20 protein-coding genes are annotated in these 14,330 nt (G+C 36.6%); 9 read left to right on the forward strand and 11 right to left on the reverse strand.

Features of this window, described 5'->3' with window-relative positions; all coding sequences use genetic code 11:
- Positions 1-103: 103 nt before the first annotated feature.
- Complete coding sequence (locus tag MKX57_RS10055) at positions 104-724, reverse strand: hypothetical protein (RefSeq protein ID WP_008175149.1); 621 nt, start codon at positions 722-724, stop codon at positions 104-106.
- A 225-nt stretch (positions 725-949) separates the two neighbouring features.
- Between MKX57_RS10055 and MKX57_RS10060 the strand changes: the two genes are divergently transcribed.
- From MKX57_RS10060 to MKX57_RS10070, 3 genes are all read left to right on the forward strand, one after another.
- Positions 950-1,279 carry a general stress protein gene (locus MKX57_RS10060; protein ID WP_107921905.1) on the forward strand — a complete coding sequence of 110 codons (330 nt, stop codon included), beginning with the start codon at positions 950-952 and terminating at the stop codon, positions 1,277-1,279.
- Positions 1,280-1,470: 191 nt separating this feature from the next.
- Positions 1,471-2,028 (forward strand): hypothetical protein, encoded by a 558-nt coding sequence (locus tag MKX57_RS10065; protein WP_008175146.1) that lies wholly within the window; start codon positions 1,471-1,473, stop codon positions 2,026-2,028.
- 72 nt (positions 2,029-2,100) lie between these two features.
- Positions 2,101-2,283, forward strand: a complete 183-nt coding sequence (locus MKX57_RS10070; RefSeq protein ID WP_230584799.1) for a hypothetical protein — start codon at positions 2,101-2,103, stop codon at positions 2,281-2,283.
- A 536-nt stretch (positions 2,284-2,819) separates the two neighbouring features.
- Here MKX57_RS10070 and MKX57_RS10075 read toward each other — a convergent pair.
- On the reverse strand, positions 2,820-3,317 hold the full coding sequence (locus MKX57_RS10075; RefSeq protein WP_008175141.1) for a hypothetical protein: 498 nt from the start codon (positions 3,315-3,317) through the stop codon (positions 2,820-2,822).
- Between the two features lie 416 nt (positions 3,318-3,733).
- Here MKX57_RS10075 and MKX57_RS10080 point away from each other — a divergent pair, with 416 nt between their 5' ends.
- The 3 genes from MKX57_RS10080 (at position 3,734) to MKX57_RS10090 (ending at position 5,610) form a co-directional block, all read left to right on the forward strand.
- Positions 3,734-4,771: a low specificity L-threonine aldolase gene (locus tag MKX57_RS10080; RefSeq protein WP_043989882.1), complete on the forward strand. Its 1,038-nt coding sequence runs from the start codon at positions 3,734-3,736 to the stop codon at positions 4,769-4,771.
- Between the two features lie 94 nt (positions 4,772-4,865).
- A complete protein-coding gene (locus tag MKX57_RS10085) occupies positions 4,866-5,414 on the forward strand; it encodes a DUF1697 domain-containing protein (protein WP_008175139.1) in 549 nt (182 codons plus the stop codon).
- Positions 5,404-5,610, forward strand: a complete 207-nt coding sequence (locus tag MKX57_RS10090) for a hypothetical protein (RefSeq protein ID WP_171364765.1) — start codon at positions 5,404-5,406, stop codon at positions 5,608-5,610. The genes MKX57_RS10085 and MKX57_RS10090 overlap by 11 nt, the downstream gene beginning before the upstream one ends.
- Positions 5,611-5,917: 307 nt before the next feature.
- Here MKX57_RS10090 and MKX57_RS10095 read toward each other — a convergent pair whose 3' ends face one another.
- A complete protein-coding gene (locus tag MKX57_RS10095; RefSeq protein ID WP_008175136.1) occupies positions 5,918-6,118 on the reverse strand; it encodes a hypothetical protein in 201 nt (66 codons plus the stop codon).
- A gap of 164 nt (positions 6,119-6,282) precedes the next feature.
- Between MKX57_RS10095 and MKX57_RS10100 the strand changes: the two genes are divergently transcribed.
- Positions 6,283-7,086, forward strand: a complete 804-nt coding sequence (locus MKX57_RS10100; RefSeq protein ID WP_008175135.1) for an SDR family NAD(P)-dependent oxidoreductase — start codon at positions 6,283-6,285, stop codon at positions 7,084-7,086.
- Between the two features lie 66 nt (positions 7,087-7,152).
- Here MKX57_RS10100 and MKX57_RS10105 read toward each other — a convergent pair whose 3' ends face one another.
- From MKX57_RS10105 to MKX57_RS10115, 3 genes are all read right to left on the reverse strand, one after another.
- Positions 7,153-7,656 carry a DinB family protein gene (locus tag MKX57_RS10105; protein WP_107921908.1) on the reverse strand — a complete coding sequence of 168 codons (504 nt, stop codon included), beginning with the start codon at positions 7,654-7,656 and terminating at the stop codon, positions 7,153-7,155.
- Between the two features lie 406 nt (positions 7,657-8,062).
- Positions 8,063-8,935: a DMT family transporter gene (locus tag MKX57_RS10110; protein WP_342550999.1), complete on the reverse strand. Its 873-nt coding sequence runs from the start codon at positions 8,933-8,935 to the stop codon at positions 8,063-8,065.
- 540 nt (positions 8,936-9,475) lie between these two features.
- Positions 9,476-10,435 (reverse strand): bile acid:sodium symporter, encoded by a 960-nt coding sequence (locus tag MKX57_RS10115; RefSeq protein WP_008175130.1) that lies wholly within the window; start codon positions 10,433-10,435, stop codon positions 9,476-9,478.
- A 337-nt stretch (positions 10,436-10,772) separates the two neighbouring features.
- On the opposite strand from MKX57_RS10115, the gene MKX57_RS10120 reads away from it, so the two are divergent.
- A complete protein-coding gene (locus MKX57_RS10120; RefSeq protein WP_008175129.1) occupies positions 10,773-11,201 on the forward strand; it encodes a HEAT repeat domain-containing protein in 429 nt (142 codons plus the stop codon).
- 81 nt (positions 11,202-11,282) lie between these two features.
- On the opposite strand, the gene MKX57_RS10125 is transcribed toward MKX57_RS10120, so the two are convergent.
- From MKX57_RS10125 to MKX57_RS10145, 5 genes are all read right to left on the reverse strand, one after another.
- Complete coding sequence (locus MKX57_RS10125) at positions 11,283-11,513, reverse strand: hypothetical protein (RefSeq protein ID WP_043989880.1); 231 nt, start codon at positions 11,511-11,513, stop codon at positions 11,283-11,285.
- Between the two features lie 233 nt (positions 11,514-11,746).
- Positions 11,747-12,376, reverse strand: a complete 630-nt coding sequence (locus MKX57_RS10130) for a LysE family translocator (RefSeq protein WP_008175125.1) — start codon at positions 12,374-12,376, stop codon at positions 11,747-11,749.
- A 113-nt stretch (positions 12,377-12,489) separates the two neighbouring features.
- Positions 12,490-12,681: a hypothetical protein gene (locus tag MKX57_RS10135; RefSeq protein WP_008175124.1), complete on the reverse strand. Its 192-nt coding sequence runs from the start codon at positions 12,679-12,681 to the stop codon at positions 12,490-12,492.
- A 106-nt stretch (positions 12,682-12,787) separates the two neighbouring features.
- Positions 12,788-13,096: a hypothetical protein gene (locus MKX57_RS10140; protein ID WP_089984686.1), complete on the reverse strand. Its 309-nt coding sequence runs from the start codon at positions 13,094-13,096 to the stop codon at positions 12,788-12,790.
- Between the two features lie 296 nt (positions 13,097-13,392).
- Positions 13,393-13,845: a CBO0543 family protein gene (locus MKX57_RS10145; protein ID WP_008175121.1), complete on the reverse strand. Its 453-nt coding sequence runs from the start codon at positions 13,843-13,845 to the stop codon at positions 13,393-13,395.
- Between the two features lie 149 nt (positions 13,846-13,994).
- Here MKX57_RS10145 and MKX57_RS10150 point away from each other — a divergent pair, with 149 nt between their 5' ends.
- Complete coding sequence (locus MKX57_RS10150) at positions 13,995-14,249, forward strand: hypothetical protein (RefSeq protein WP_008175120.1); 255 nt, start codon at positions 13,995-13,997, stop codon at positions 14,247-14,249.
- Positions 14,250-14,330: the final 81 nt, after the last annotated feature.

Genomic DNA, 14,330 nt, shown 5'->3' on the forward strand with positions numbered 1-14,330 from the left:
CTTTTGTCATGGTTGAACTAGTTTGTCTGGAGAAGGAGATGCTGCTTATGCTTTCCGTGCGATTAGAATAAAAAATACCCTATTCAAATATAGTTGAATGGATTTAAAGCCTATTCCAAATAAACATAAATTGTGCTGCATCCGCTTCAAGAGCTAGTTGGTGATACTCGGTCGATTCATCCTCAGAAATTAAGCGACCTTTTTGAACATTTAAAATGGCATGCTTAACAGAATCGGGATGTTCAACGGAATAGTGGGAATCCTTTAGAAGTGTCAGGGCAGATCGACATTTATGCTTATCAATGCGTTCATTTTTTCCTTTGAAATATAATTTTATAAGGTAGGGGATGTCATCGATGATTAAACCAAGCTCTGGGTTTGAACGCACGATTAAGTCACCACAAACCCAATTAGATTTACCTGGTTCAAACCACTGCACATTTTTGTTTTTAAAAAATTTTAAATAAGCTTTAATCGCTTCTTGATAATTTTTCTGCCGAGCAGGGAGGGCATTGTCTATAATATCGAGAAGGTAGGAGTCATTAAAATGATGCTCATGGTATTTTTTTAACCCCTCGCGTAACGCTTTCCAATAATCCTTAATTGGATGATAATCACCCTGATATTTAATATCTTTCACAAACTTCGTCTTGGCGGCACTTCCCTTCATTGTGAAGTCCGTAAATTGTGTTAAGCCAATAGATGGCTTTGTCAAAATCGTCATTTTCACATCACCCTTCCTTCAAAAAATTACAATGTTATAGATTAGTATTATATTGGAATGGCTAAATTTATATGCTTGCTCAAAGCCTGATGAGCGCTAGCATTGAGAGGTTCTACAACTATAGAAAAATCATTGTTTTGAAAAAGGATGTTTAGATAGGATGGAGCTGGGAATATAAATAGCGAGCTAGTCAATAGCTCAAAAAATAATTAGGAGGAATAGAAAATGGCTAACAAGCAAAACAATCGCAACAGAAACAACAATGAAAACATGACTGTCGAAGAAGCGGGACGTAAAGGCGGAGAAGCTACCTCCAAAAATCATGATCGTGATTTTTATGAAGAAATAGGACGTAAGGGCGGCGAGGCTACGTCTAAAAATCATGGACATGAATTTTATCAAGAGATTGGTCAAAAGGGTGGAGAAGCTACAGCTGACAACCACGGCGAGGAATTTTATGAAGAAATAGGTCGCAAAGGCGGCGAGGCTCGCAGCAAACAGCGTAGTACCAACACCAACAGTAACCAAAATCGCCGAAGTAACAATAATCGCTAATTACGTTAAATAAAATAAAACCCTTCACACACGAGGCGTTTGTAGTTTTTACTACAAGCGCCTTTTTTTGTTGAGCATTTCCTCTATATGTACAGGATGAATTGGTTGAATTTATATGATTTGTAGTATATATTTAATCCGCTTCTATTATAGTTACATGAGAATGTTTGCAGAGGAAATGAGGACGGTTCATGACAAAACAACTTAAAGAGAAAGAACTATATGAAATCATCAACTCCGTTGTGCAGGCTGTTGGCATGACGATGACCATAAAGCAGGACCACTCAGGCGTAAATATGAGTTATAACTTTATTGGGGATTATGTGGGCTTTGATGCTGAACGTTTAATTGAGGCAAAGAATGAGTTGCAATATCCACCATCACTAGAAGTGTATGTAAAAACAATGACCTTACATGAACTGGGTCATGCGGTGGATCGTGAAGCATTACAATCCTCGCTTCCACGTACTATCGAAATTTTTACAATGAAAAAACAACATAGCTTACAGGAAATTTATCTTCATGAGCATCTGTTATCTATGTTGCTGGAAGAACATGACATGAATATTCAATTTGAGCAAACAGCATGGGAAAATGCTTGGGCTCTCAATTGTAAACATCACTTCGTATGTGATAAGGAATTTGATTATATAAGGCAACATAGCCTAGCGACCTATAAAAAAATATATGAGCAAGATTTACAGGCATATCACCATCTTTTGAACCAGCCAGTACCTCAATTAGCATAGCTACAAATGATTATTTCATACCTTTCCAAGAATGAGATCAAACCAATTAGGGCAATGTAATACTACTTGGAGGTGATCATTTTGACAAAGGGCAAGCAATATAAACGTCAGTCAGAGTTGGCGGAATTAGCGACAGATTTAAGTCCAGATGATTTAGATGTGCGTGAAGATAATGCGTTAACAAAAGAACAAAAGAAAAATTCAAACGATACTCATTGTTCGAACGAATCATCATCACGTAAATCTCAATCATAATTCACACACCACAATCCATTCGATTGTGGTATTATTTTTGTCCGTCATTTCACCATAAATAGACGAAAGCCAGAGAAGTTGAACTAAATCGTCACATAAAATAATAGAGAGCCATTCATTCAGAATGGTTCCTAAAACGACCTTTCCTCTTAAGAGGTAATGGGGAATTTTACATATGTTAAGAACTATCATTTTTTTATCAACGCAATGTTATAATCTTTATAATGGAAGAGGGGGGTGTGGTAAAAATGGAATTTTTTATTATATTTATTGGCATCATCGTAGTCGTCAGCATCATCAGTAATGTTAGCAAAAAATCTAACGAATCCAATGAGCAAATACATGAACTACATTCAACAAACGATTTACATGGGCATCATGCACATACTACTATTCAGGAGAACCATCATTGTGCTGACAATAGTTCAACAACTCCTGATTCGTCATGCGGTCCTTCAGGGGACTGATCAATGAGTTGAATGGAAGAGCATTAAAAAAGCCTAATGATACACAAATATCATTAGGCAAATTCATATTTATAATTGATGTGCTTGAATGGACTGTCTTTGGTGTAGTTTTTTCATCGCAAGTCGAGCAATAGGCTGTGCTAATAAAAGTTCAATCCAAAAGGCCACAGCAAAATTCCTTGGCCAAATGTGAAGAAATTGTTGAAAAGGCTCTAAGCTAATTTGCTTGGTGCCTACCCAAGGACCAATGATTGATAAAAAAATAGACAATACCGTTACATTTAATAATGTATCCAATAGCACGCGTGCATTGAACCCATCTGTTGGGCCTATTATAACAGACATTATTTTTCCAACTAAGGGACCCGCAACAGCTCTCACTAATAAAATGACAATGACCCACATAATAGGAATAATTTTTAGTGTCTCCATATATACAGCTATACTGAAACCTCGCTCTAGCCCAACAATAATGGGTGCAATGGTATTGACAGAAATAACTGAAATAATCAATAAAAATAAAATACCCTCTTTTGCGTTTTGTGGTAGCCGATCTTCTTTGTACATACTTATCCTCTCCATTTTCAATATTTTCAGATGGCAGAGATTTGTGAAACAAGTCGGCTTGTACACTATGCGTGAGGGCAATATTTGATATAAATTCGCCCCATTACTGCGCATTGATACAATAAGTATACCAGTTAGTTTACAGTTAAACAAATAGAAATTATGAATAAAATGATGATATAGAGGTGGAATGAGCATAGCGAATATACAGCAATATGTTAAGCTGAGAGCGATTGTCCTGAACTACTTCTTATTATCTATGCCCGTAGTTTTTCCTTGTGGTTGAATGTGGATCAACTTTCTGTTAGCAGCCTCCAAAGCTAAATAATTCCTTCCGACTAACTAACCATAGATTATTACCATCATAAGGTTGTAAAATAAGGGATAGATACAGAGAGAATTTGGAGGGAAAAGATATGATACGATTTGAAAATGATTATGCAGAAGGTGCCCATCCGCAAATTTTGCAAAAATTAGTGGAAACCAATGAAGAGCAATCACCAGGTTATGGGATGGATGAGCATTCTGAAAAAGCTAGAGCGTATATCAAAAAAGCGATAGCGGCTGAGCAGGCAGACGTTCATTTTTTAGTTGGTGGCACGCAGACGAATACAACTGTAATCGCCTCCATCCTACGTCCTCATCAAGGCGTTATTGCTGCAACTACAGGCCATATTGCTGTCCATGAGACGGGGGCAATTGAAGCGACCGGTCATAAAGTGCTTACTTTGCCTAGTGATGATGGCAAACTAACAGCCGCACAGGTTAAAGCATGCTATGACGCACACTGGCAAGACAGCACACATGAACATATGGTACAGCCGGGCTTAGTGTACATATCTCATCCAACAGAAAATGGAACAACATATAGTAAAGCTGAATTAACCGCATTAAGTAAAGTTTGCAGGGATTGTGGATTGCCATTGTTTCTAGATGGCGCTCGTTTAGGCTATGGTTTAGTAGCACAGGATAATGATTTATCTTTAGCAGATATCGCTCAGCTTTGCGATGTATTTTATATAGGTGGTACAAAAATGGGGGCATTATTTGGCGAAGCGGTCGTAATCGTGAATCCTGCCTATCAACGAGATTTTCGCTATATGATCAAACAAAGAGGTGGGCTACTGGCAAAAGGTAGATTACTAGGTCTTCAGTTTGAAACATTATTGGAGAACCATCTTTATTTGGATATTGCCCAACATGCGGTAGAGATGGCCATGCTCATTCAACAGGCATTTATCAATAAAGGCTTTGCATTACGCTATGATTCGAAAACCAATCAGCAATTCCCAATTTTGCCGAATGATTTACTAAAGACATTAGGCGAAAAATATTCATTCTCCGTTTGGGAAACATTCGATGAAACACATACAGTTGTTCGCTTTTGTACAAGCTGGGCGACAAAAAAAGAAAATGTGGAGCGTTTAATAAAGGACATTGAGCGTTTAGCATAAGGATTAAACTGCACTTGGACTCCCAAGGTGCAGTTTTTCCCTATTATTCCATAATTATGGCTATAATGAGAGTAGAGAAAGGTGGGAGTGTAGGATGAACTACGTAGCATTACTAAGAGGGATTAATGTAGGTGGACATAATAAAATAAAAATGGCTGACTTAAGGGAAGCTCTTATACCGCTAGGATTGCAAAACATTCGTACCTATATTCAAAGTGGAAATATCCTTTTTGAATCGACCGAATTAGAGGAAGTTTTGCAGAAGCAAATTCATGAAACAATCCAAATGAATTTTGAAATGACAAGTACAGTCATCATTAGAACCGCTGAGGAACTTCAGCATATCGTCGACAATTGCCCATTTTCTCAGCAAGACATCGCTGAAGCAAGTGCCACAGCAGTTGGGGAAAGCCTACATGTTGCCTTTTTACCTGCTACCCCAACAGAAGAAAATCGTCGTAAGTACTTATCATATGAAAATGATCAAGAGCGTTGCGTCATCATTGGCAGAGAGGTTTATCTTTTATTTCACAAGAGCATCCGCAACGCCAAACTTAGCCAACAATTGCCCAAGCTCGAGATGCCCGCAACGGTTCGTAATTGGAAAACTATCATGAAGCTTACGTCAATGTTTGAATCATGAAACGGGCTCAATTAAGTTATTTCATTTATCCAATTACCTACTTTATCGTAAGAACGATCAATCAATGGAGGAAACAAGCATCTATTACATGGGGCGAAAACGTGACAATGATGATAATTACGATGGTCATCATATATCTCTTTATTTTGCTGTGGAATTGGTCGAAAAAGCCGTACCAATGGGGGAAGAAAAATAATAAGGAAACATAAAAACGGGAGCAATTTTCACTTCTTTTGAAAGGATGCTCTCGTTTTATTTTTTTAGTTGTGTTAATAAATAAGTAAACGATCATATAAAAAAGCTGTAGCGAGGTTATTCGCTACAGCCAAGAATTGGTTGACCCTTTGAGGTTTTCCAATGTATTATAGCATAATTAATTATTTCTTGCATAGAAAGGGGGAGGATTGAAGTGTTTGCATTGTCACACGCCATCAATCTTCCACCATTAACTATCTATCGAGGAGGCATATACCTCGTTATTTATCTTTCGCATACTCGCTATCTTACTTAAATTTCTCCGGCTTAGCTACTTTAATGGATGCAGCTTCCCCACACTTTGTGCAAAACGTTAAAATAAGTGGAGATCCAGTAGCCATAATTGAACCGAACGGCCGTATATTTCCTTCACTCGTGAAACTGCCAATTTGTCCTGAGGCAAAGGCATCGTTTCCACATGCTTTACAATTCATTTTATTATTTTCCATATAAACACCTCTTTATGTAATATATGTAAATATAACATAAAAAAAGATGGCGCAGGTAATCAATGAGCTAGTCTTTTTAGTTTAAAAATAAATAGTTTAATGTTAAACTATTAACCGAAAAGAAGGAGTGGGTTGCTCTTTTTTGTTATAAGGAGGAATTAAATATGAATCGTGTACAAAATAAAGTAGCATTAGTAACAGGTGGCGCATCAGGAATTGGTTTATCAGCAGCAACCTTATTAGCCAAGGAAGGCGCAAAAGTGGTTATTGCTGATTTCAATATAGAGGGTGCTCAAGAAGCAGCACATTCTTTAGTGAAAGAAGGTTACGAGGCTTCAGCGATTTTCCTTGATGCAGGGGATGCTTCTTCAATTGAAGCGGCAGTGAACTTCACGGTGGAACAATACGGTACATTAACCGTATTGTTTAACAATGTTGGTTTAACAAACTTGCAGAAGGATTTAGATGTTGTGAATATCGACTTAGATGAATGGGATCGTTTAGTCAATGTGAATTTAAAATCCATTTTACTTGGAAGTCGTTTTGCGATTCCACATATGCAAAAGGCAGGTGGGGGCTCCATAATTAACACAGCTTCCATGGCTGCATTCGCTAGTGACCAAATCCGAACAGCCTATGGTGCTACAAAGGCAGGAGTGGTAAATATGACTAAAAACATTGCCACTCAATATGGGAAAGATAAAATTCGCTGTAATGCGGTCGCACCAGGTCTCATTTTAACACCAGCAGCAAAAAATAATATGCCAGATGAAATGCTAGCGATCTATTCTAAATTTAATGCCCTACCATACCATGGTGAAGCAGATGATATCGGTCACGCAGTGGTATTTTTAGCCTCGGACGAATCAAAATTTATGACAGGTCAAACAATGCAAATTGAAGGTGGCCATTATTTAGCAAACCCAACCATTGCAGACACAAATAATTGGTTAGCTACTCTTAAATAAGCTCTCAAAAAAGAGGTTGTCCTTCAATGGGCAACCTCACTTTGAATGTTGTTTGTCTAGCTTCAATTACATTTTGGGGGTTTGCAACCCGAACTGTGCCCATTCCTCTTTGGCAGGACCGTAAATGCCTGGAACAGGTAAGCCGGCTTGTCGCATGAGCACAGTCATTTGTCCACGATGATGACTTTGATGTTGCAATAAAAATAATAAAAGAGAGCCGTTAGGGATGGATTGACCAATAAATTCAATCATTTCATTCATGGTCTGGTCTGTCCATTGTGTTTTTACTGCTTCAATAAAGGAATTACTCGCTTGATGATAACTATCTGCAATCAATTGAGCTGAAGTGGGAACAGGATAATCCTCTGCTGGTGCCTCGAAGGTTAGATCGGTATTGACGGAAATAATTCGAATAGCTGTGACAGTATGCCAAGCGATACGTCCTAAAGTCCAATGTTCAGCCGTTATTGCTTGATGAAGCGATTCATCGGTAAGCTGGTGGAGTAAATTTTGCGTAGCAGTAGCTTCAAATGTCCAAGATTGTAAAAAATGCTCTACTGTTTGAAACATAAAATAACCCTCCTAAAATGAAGTCTTCCACCTAATTATATAGTTTTTAAGGTTGAAACATTTTATTTTTTCATCTATTTTGTTCCCAATAGAAAAGCAAAATAAAGTACGGCATAAACAGAAAGTGCGGTGGAAGTAACGATATACATTGTCCATTCACCAATCGTCAGTTTTCTTTTCCATTTTGTTAATTTAAGATGTCTGCAATACACCATACTAGAAATAAGTATAACTAGAAATGATAGTTCCTTTATGGATTCTAAAAGGGTAATCAAATCATCAGCTCCTTTAAACTGTTGCAATATATGAGGCGAGCTGTAGGAACATGACTACACACAACGGCATAACCGCCAGTAGCTGGATTTAAAAAAGTGCGCCTCTATACAAGATAGAAACGCACATTCTTTTACTCTTCTCGAATGACCATAAATACACCGCTAAAAATGAAAAGCGAGCCCAACCAAAATGAAAGACCAATCGTCTCCCCTAAAAGGAGCCAGCCTAAAAATGTACCAACAACGGGCTGAAAGAAGAAAAATAAGCCCCCACTAGAAGCATTCATTAGTTGAAGCCCTTTATTCCACAATAAAAAACCACCAGCAGTTGAAACAATACCTAAATAGAGCAAGCCACCTGAAATTGTTGGCTGCACAACAATGGATAAATTCATCTCTTTTAACCTTGGAATGACAAATGGCGTCAATAGGATGACGGCAATGAAGGAAGAATAGGTTGTCACCACAATTTGAGAGTAATGACTTGGAACTTTTTTTACTAGAACAGACATCAATGCCCATGTTAAGGCAGCGAGCAATAAGTAGAGTCCACCTAATTGTTGGGTACTATCAATTCCGCCATGGCCTACAATGACACCGACACCAATCGTTGCTAGGATAATAGACAAGCATTTTTTTAAGGTTATGTCTTCCTTCAAAATGACACGTGCAAAGACAACCATAATAGCAGGTGTTGTAGCCGTAATAATTGCACCCATTTGTGCAGTGGAAAGCATGGTACCTATTTCTTGAGTAACAATCGAAATCGTATTGCCTATGAGACCGACAAGAAAAATAAGGAGCCAATCCTTTTTGGCGATTTTCCAAGATTGTTTCGTTATAATGCCAATCAAACCAAGTGCCAAGACGGCAATTACATAACGAATCCAAACAAGCTCTAACGGTGGCACGACCTCCACCACAACTTTGACAACTACATACATAGCGCCCCAAATGCTCGCCGCAAGCGATAAAAAGAAGGCGCCGATTAGTTTATTTCTCATGTTTTTTCCTCCGTTTTCATAGTTACCTATGTCCTTAACGGAGAAAAAGTGCTTCTACCGTTAAGGAAGAAGAAGTGCTGGAACGTCCTGTTCAAATAATGGAGCATACATCATCTAGATCACACCATCCTATTCATATATTTTTATCAGTATAAAGGAAAAGTCTATAATTTCATAGAAGCTATTCCAATTGAGTAGCTACGCTAATTTCGAGCTGTTCTAAATAACGATACAATACTAAAAACAGACCCTATGAATCCACAAACGAAGAATATATAAGCTACCAGTAGGGACATAGCTTCCAAGTGATCGGTAAAGATTTTATAGGCTCCTACTAAAAATAATGCTAAGCCACTAATGAAACAAATGAAATTCCTATTTTTAACAGTCATAACATCCTCCCTAAACATTAGATTGGCGAATGAAGCTCGATACACGATAAAAAACAATAAAGGAGGAGTAGCATCAATAAAACTAAAATAGCTCCTATCCCATAAACAGAAATAACAGGGATCATGACTTTTTTCATGAAAACCCCACCTAATGTGAAACTTGATTGTCAGCCATCACAGCGGTTCTTTTTATCACCATTTTACTAAAGATTGAAGCAAGCACTTGTTGAAATAACATCCCAAACACGACAGGCATTGCTACTTTACCTGGGAAGTATGTTGTGGCCACAATGACCCCGACGGCAATATTTCTCATCCCTCCAGTATAGACAAAGGTAGCCATATGTGAATAGTCTTTTAGCAGATAACGACCAATGATAAAGGCGAAAACATAGCCTGAAACAGCAAGCAGAAACACTAATAATATAACGAATAATAGGTGTAGATTAAAATCTTTCAAGTATGGGGCAATCGCACTGCTATTAATTAAAATAACGGCAAATAAACATAGCTTTGAAAAAGGCGCAAGCTTCTTTCCAATTTTTTTTGGTATTTCTCCCTTTGACCATTCATTTACCAATATACCTACAATCGTCGGTAAGACAATCATTAAGAGTAAGCTAAGTATAAGCGATAGAACGTCTAGTTCAATTTTTTCACCCGACACCAAGAAGAGAATGAAAGGGAGAATAAATGGAGAAAGTAGCGTATCGATTAAAATGATCGATAAGCCTAGCGGTAAGTTTCCTTTGCAAATATTGATCCAAATAACACTTGTAACGCCTGTTGGAAGTGCAACCGCTAAAACAAATCCGACCGTTAACAAATGGTCGTCAAAGATAACAGTAGATAAGAAATACGCCCATAACGGCATGAATAGGTGAAGAAAAATAATGGAGAAGATAATAAGTCCGGGATGCTTCACAAAGATTTTTACATCTTTAAATTTCATATGTAAGCTTCCTGAAAATGTCATGAATGCAAATAGCCATGATACGAGGAATAATAAGCTTTGTCCTATGCTTTCTAATAATACACCTAAAATTAAACTTAATGGTGTCAAGATCGCAATGTATTTTTGGAGAAATACATTTAATTTTTCTAACATCAAAAGACCTTCTTTTTCATCTGATTTTATAACTTTATGTTAATAATAACAAGAAGAATAGGGGGATAGGTAAATAAAAAAGCAGAAGGTCCGATAGCACTCGGTCAAATGAAAACGAGCGCTAATCCTTATTACAGAATCTCGCCCGATTAGGGGAGATGATTAGTATATTTCTTGTTTAACGATTGCACCCTATAATACGGTTCACCTTAATGTAGCTTTCTGTATGTGTCCTTACTAACGAATTATCGCTATTTTCACCAAGACAACGTATAATAAGTGAAGCAGAAGAAAAAGAAATCATTTTTCCTCTAGTTAAAAAAAGAGGTGCAATTATTTGAAACAGTTTGAAACAGCATTACCTGAGCAGTATGAAACATTAAAAAAACAGGCCAATTATACATCTAGCTGGCGAGAGCGTTTAGATGCAGTCGAAAAGTTATCGGCTTATCAACATGACAATATCATAGATTTATTAATAAATCGTATGCAGCATGATACTGTCTACAAGGTGCAGGTAGCAGCATATGAAGCACTTGCGGCGCTTGGCGAGGACGTAGAGAAGCCATCTCCTGCACGTTTTGATATTATCAAAGGAACAGATAAAATTTTCCTGCGTGTTAAAAAGAGCTTGCCGAAGGACCATACAGTGGCAGACTTTGCGGATAAACTAAAACGTATGCGTTTAGATGTCTTTGATGCGTATGAAGGCGACAAAGGTGAACAATTTATGAACTGGTTAGAGGAACGTTGGGCAAAACTGTAATCTGTAGTATTGCGATTTATGAAGGAAAGTCATTCTCTCCGCTTGTAGAGAGAATGGCTTTTTCTTATCTTACGCTGCGGTTCATCTAAAATGATTATGAAGACACCAAACAACAAGAAACATACTCACTATCCCCCAAGCAGTGGAACTCCATATCCACCAAATGACGGAATTAGCTTTTAACGAATTTTCCTCGTTTTCCCTATTTGCTTTTATAAAAGTGACCTTACTTTCCATCCCTTTTTTCATAGAAGTGAGAACTACAAATCCAATTATTATGAAACCAATAGTTATCCAAAGTAATAGGTCCAATTTTACACTCCCTTTGAAAATTTTTCTTAAAAGAATGTTCTTCAACAATCTAGCCTGATTGTAGAAGAAAAGATTCTGCCTATCAACACAGAATTTTTAAGTAAACTTTATAAATTTCAATTTTCTTGTCTCATGTGCATCATTTCTTTTGATATTTGTCTAAATTATAGTCGAACAGCCCCTTCAAAATGAAAGGAGCTGTTCGTGGGGGGGCATAGTTGTGAAATTCTGTATTAGTGTGGAGCTTTTGTTTGCAGTAATTGGAAGCCCATATAAATAAATAGTATTCCTGTCGCCTTATTTAGAAGGCGTCCAAACTTTTGATTGCCTCGTAATTTTGTCGTCATATACGAGGAGAAGTACGCAACAACTAAACACCAGACAAGTCCAGTTGCTGTAAAAGTAAGGCCTAAAAGGAGGAATGGAATGGGCCCAGATGCGTGAACATCAATAAATTGCGGGAGAAACGCAATGAAAAATAAGGAAACCTTTGGATTCGTCAAACTTGTAAATAGGCCCTGTATATAAATTTTTCTTAAGTTTAGTGTCCCTGTAGATGCCTCAAAATCGATCGTTGACTGATCGCGTATCATCTTTATCCCTAAATAAGCAAGGTATATAACACCCATTACCTTAATGATTGTAAATAATACAATTGATTTTGTCAGGATGAGTGATAGACCAAAAGAAACCAATAACGTATGAATTAGGGAGCCAGTAATAATTCCAAAAACAGAATATACACCCGCTCTTTTCCCTTGGGCAATACTTCGCCCAATAATATACATTGTGTCTGCACCAGGAACTAGATTTAATAAAATCCCTGTTAATAAAAACATTTCATAATTAATAATACCAAACATGTCAGCACCTCTTTCTCTCTATTTTAGGGTGCCCTTATTGATAATAAAGGAAATGACTTAAAAATAAAAGGATTTATTGATGTGAAAATTTACCTGAAAGTCTAACGGATTTATCAAATATTGACTTGTTTTTTATCAGTTTCCTTTGTAAAAGGAATCCGTACAATCCCGACGATCAATAAAATATTGCCTGTCCATCTTAACCATAAATAATAGGGATGATCCTTTAACAGAAACAGTGAGGTAAGGATAATAATCATCCCAATCCCAATGAGCAGCTTTATATAAACGGGTATTTTTGACATGCACCCACCTCCTTTTATAAAAACTATTTGAATGTTAGAAAAGTCGAGAGGGAAAATCATACTAAATACGTAGTAGCCCATAACAGAGTTACTACATGTTTCGGTTTTATACTTTATTTCGTTTAAAAATAAGAATGAGGATATTTAATAGAATCGTACTTACTAATAAGAATAGGACAGCCAGTACGGAACTTCTTGTAATATCCATAAGGGCACTCCAATCCTCAATCTTCACAAGATAGAAATTGTAAAATAATTGGAAACTAATCGAAATAGCACAAGCACTTAGACTTAATATGCTTATCGTTAATCTATAATGTTGGATTTGTTTCGAAGTAGCTGAAAGACTAGCAATGGGTAACAATATGGCTATTAATCCAAGGACTAGGCTTCCCACATTTAGCATACTCATCATGGAACAGTTCCTCCTTTATAATTTGAAAACGAAAATAGGGAGGGTAATGTTTCAATATATGGTAAATTTTATGTTTACTAAATCTTCCTAATAACTTATGTAAGCCCTATTAAACATATGAAGGGTCACTTTGGTTAGAAGTGACCCTAAGTAACAAATCAGGAGGTTGTTAAACTAGTTTAGCTTAACTACTACTATATATATGATGAGTTCACTTAGTATATCTAGTTGATTGCCTCTTCAGTAGAAATTAAAACTATATTGAAGAAAAATTATTTTTTTAAGCATAAAAATAGTTATTGGAGAACGCGTATTTTCAGTAAAAATCTATAATATCCATACAAAAATAAATAAGGGAGCAAATAGGAGAAAAAGGTAAAATAAATATTCCATCCGTTTTGGTAGATGACCCTATCAAAGAAAACAAATATCCCTTCTAAAAAAGTGGTGAGCAAAGTCATTAATAGAAGAACCAAAAAAGGTTTGTTCACTTTTTTTATGAAATAGATACAGTAGCAGGATAAGACAGGATATATGCCTACATCAAAAGGTAGTGCAGCGAAACTTTTTTGTTGGGGAAAAGGTAGCACCTCCCAAAAATCGAAATAAAAGCCGAGAGCATTCATGAGATAAGCCACGACGCTAAAAAATGGAGCCACTAAAAAAAGCAATATTTTATCTTTTTTGTATAGATGCATGAGACAAATCGTCCAAGGAATTAGAAAAACTAAAAATAAATGTAAAATCATCTTTTACCCTTTCATTACTACCTAATCTAATATTTATTAGTATTACTGCAGAACCGTAGAAACATACAGATGTTGGTGATGTGGTATATAACAAGACGTGAAAAATATTTTATTGATGTGGACAATAAAGAGGGCGGGAGTTGAACAAAGTGAGTGGAATTGATAAACGAAATCGATTAAGCGAGGAGCCATTTACGTATCAAATTACCAAAAAAGGGACTGTCGCTATTTATTACGAGGGGAAACAAATTAAAGTGGTTAAGGAAAAAGAGGCAGAGCATCTTTTAGCAAAAATCCATGAAGCGGAACAACAGACAATAGAAGTTCAATTATTATTAGCGAAAATGACAGGTAATTTTAAAAGAGGTAATGAAAAATTTGGTAAACGTAAAAGGAAGTTTTAGCTATGGAGAATCAAAATTTATGTGACAAATAATTTTTCGATATAATATTTATGCAATTTTCACATCCAATTATTGTATTTT

The sequence above is a fragment of the Lysinibacillus sp. FSL M8-0216 genome (genome assembly GCF_038595555.1).
Taxonomy (GTDB): Bacteria; Bacillota; Bacilli; order Bacillales_A; family Planococcaceae; genus Lysinibacillus; species Lysinibacillus fusiformis.

Bases quoted from the DNA above. Each gene is read 5' to 3' on its own strand.
- MKX57_RS10145 (WP_008175121.1), bottom strand. From the start codon at position 13,845: ATGATTTTACATTTATTTTTAGTTTTTCTAATTCCTTGGACGATTTGT.
- MKX57_RS10130 (WP_008175125.1), bottom strand. From the start codon at position 12,376: ATGTTTGGTATTATTAATTATGAAATGTTTTTATTAACAGGGATTTTA.
- MKX57_RS10115 (WP_008175130.1), bottom strand. From the start codon at position 10,435: ATGTTAGAAAAATTAAATGTATTTCTCCAAAAATACATTGCGATCTTG.
- MKX57_RS10095 (WP_008175136.1), bottom strand. From the start codon at position 6,118: ATGGAAAATAATAAAATGAATTGTAAAGCATGTGGAAACGATGCCTTT.
- MKX57_RS10085 (WP_008175139.1), top strand. From the start codon at position 4,866: ATGAACTACGTAGCATTACTAAGAGGGATTAATGTAGGTGGACATAAT.
- MKX57_RS10080 (WP_043989882.1), top strand. From the start codon at position 3,734: ATGATACGATTTGAAAATGATTATGCAGAAGGTGCCCATCCGCAAATT.
- MKX57_RS10105 (WP_107921908.1), bottom strand. From the start codon at position 7,656: ATGTTTCAAACAGTAGAGCATTTTTTACAATCTTGGACATTTGAAGCT.
- MKX57_RS10135 (WP_008175124.1), bottom strand. From the start codon at position 12,681: ATGTCAAAAATACCCGTTTATATAAAGCTGCTCATTGGGATTGGGATG.
- MKX57_RS10075 (WP_008175141.1), bottom strand. From the start codon at position 3,317: ATGTACAAAGAAGATCGGCTACCACAAAACGCAAAAGAGGGTATTTTA.
- MKX57_RS10140 (WP_089984686.1), bottom strand. From the start codon at position 13,096: ATGATGAGTATGCTAAATGTGGGAAGCCTAGTCCTTGGATTAATAGCC.
- MKX57_RS10060 (WP_107921905.1), top strand. From the start codon at position 950: ATGGCTAACAAGCAAAACAATCGCAACAGAAACAACAATGAAAACATG.
- MKX57_RS10055 (WP_008175149.1), bottom strand. From the start codon at position 724: ATGACGATTTTGACAAAGCCATCTATTGGCTTAACACAATTTACGGAC.
- MKX57_RS10110 (WP_342550999.1), bottom strand. From the start codon at position 8,935: ATGAGAAATAAACTAATCGGCGCCTTCTTTTTATCGCTTGCGGCGAGC.
- MKX57_RS10100 (WP_008175135.1), top strand. From the start codon at position 6,283: ATGAATCGTGTACAAAATAAAGTAGCATTAGTAACAGGTGGCGCATCA.
- MKX57_RS10065 (WP_008175146.1), top strand. From the start codon at position 1,471: ATGACAAAACAACTTAAAGAGAAAGAACTATATGAAATCATCAACTCC.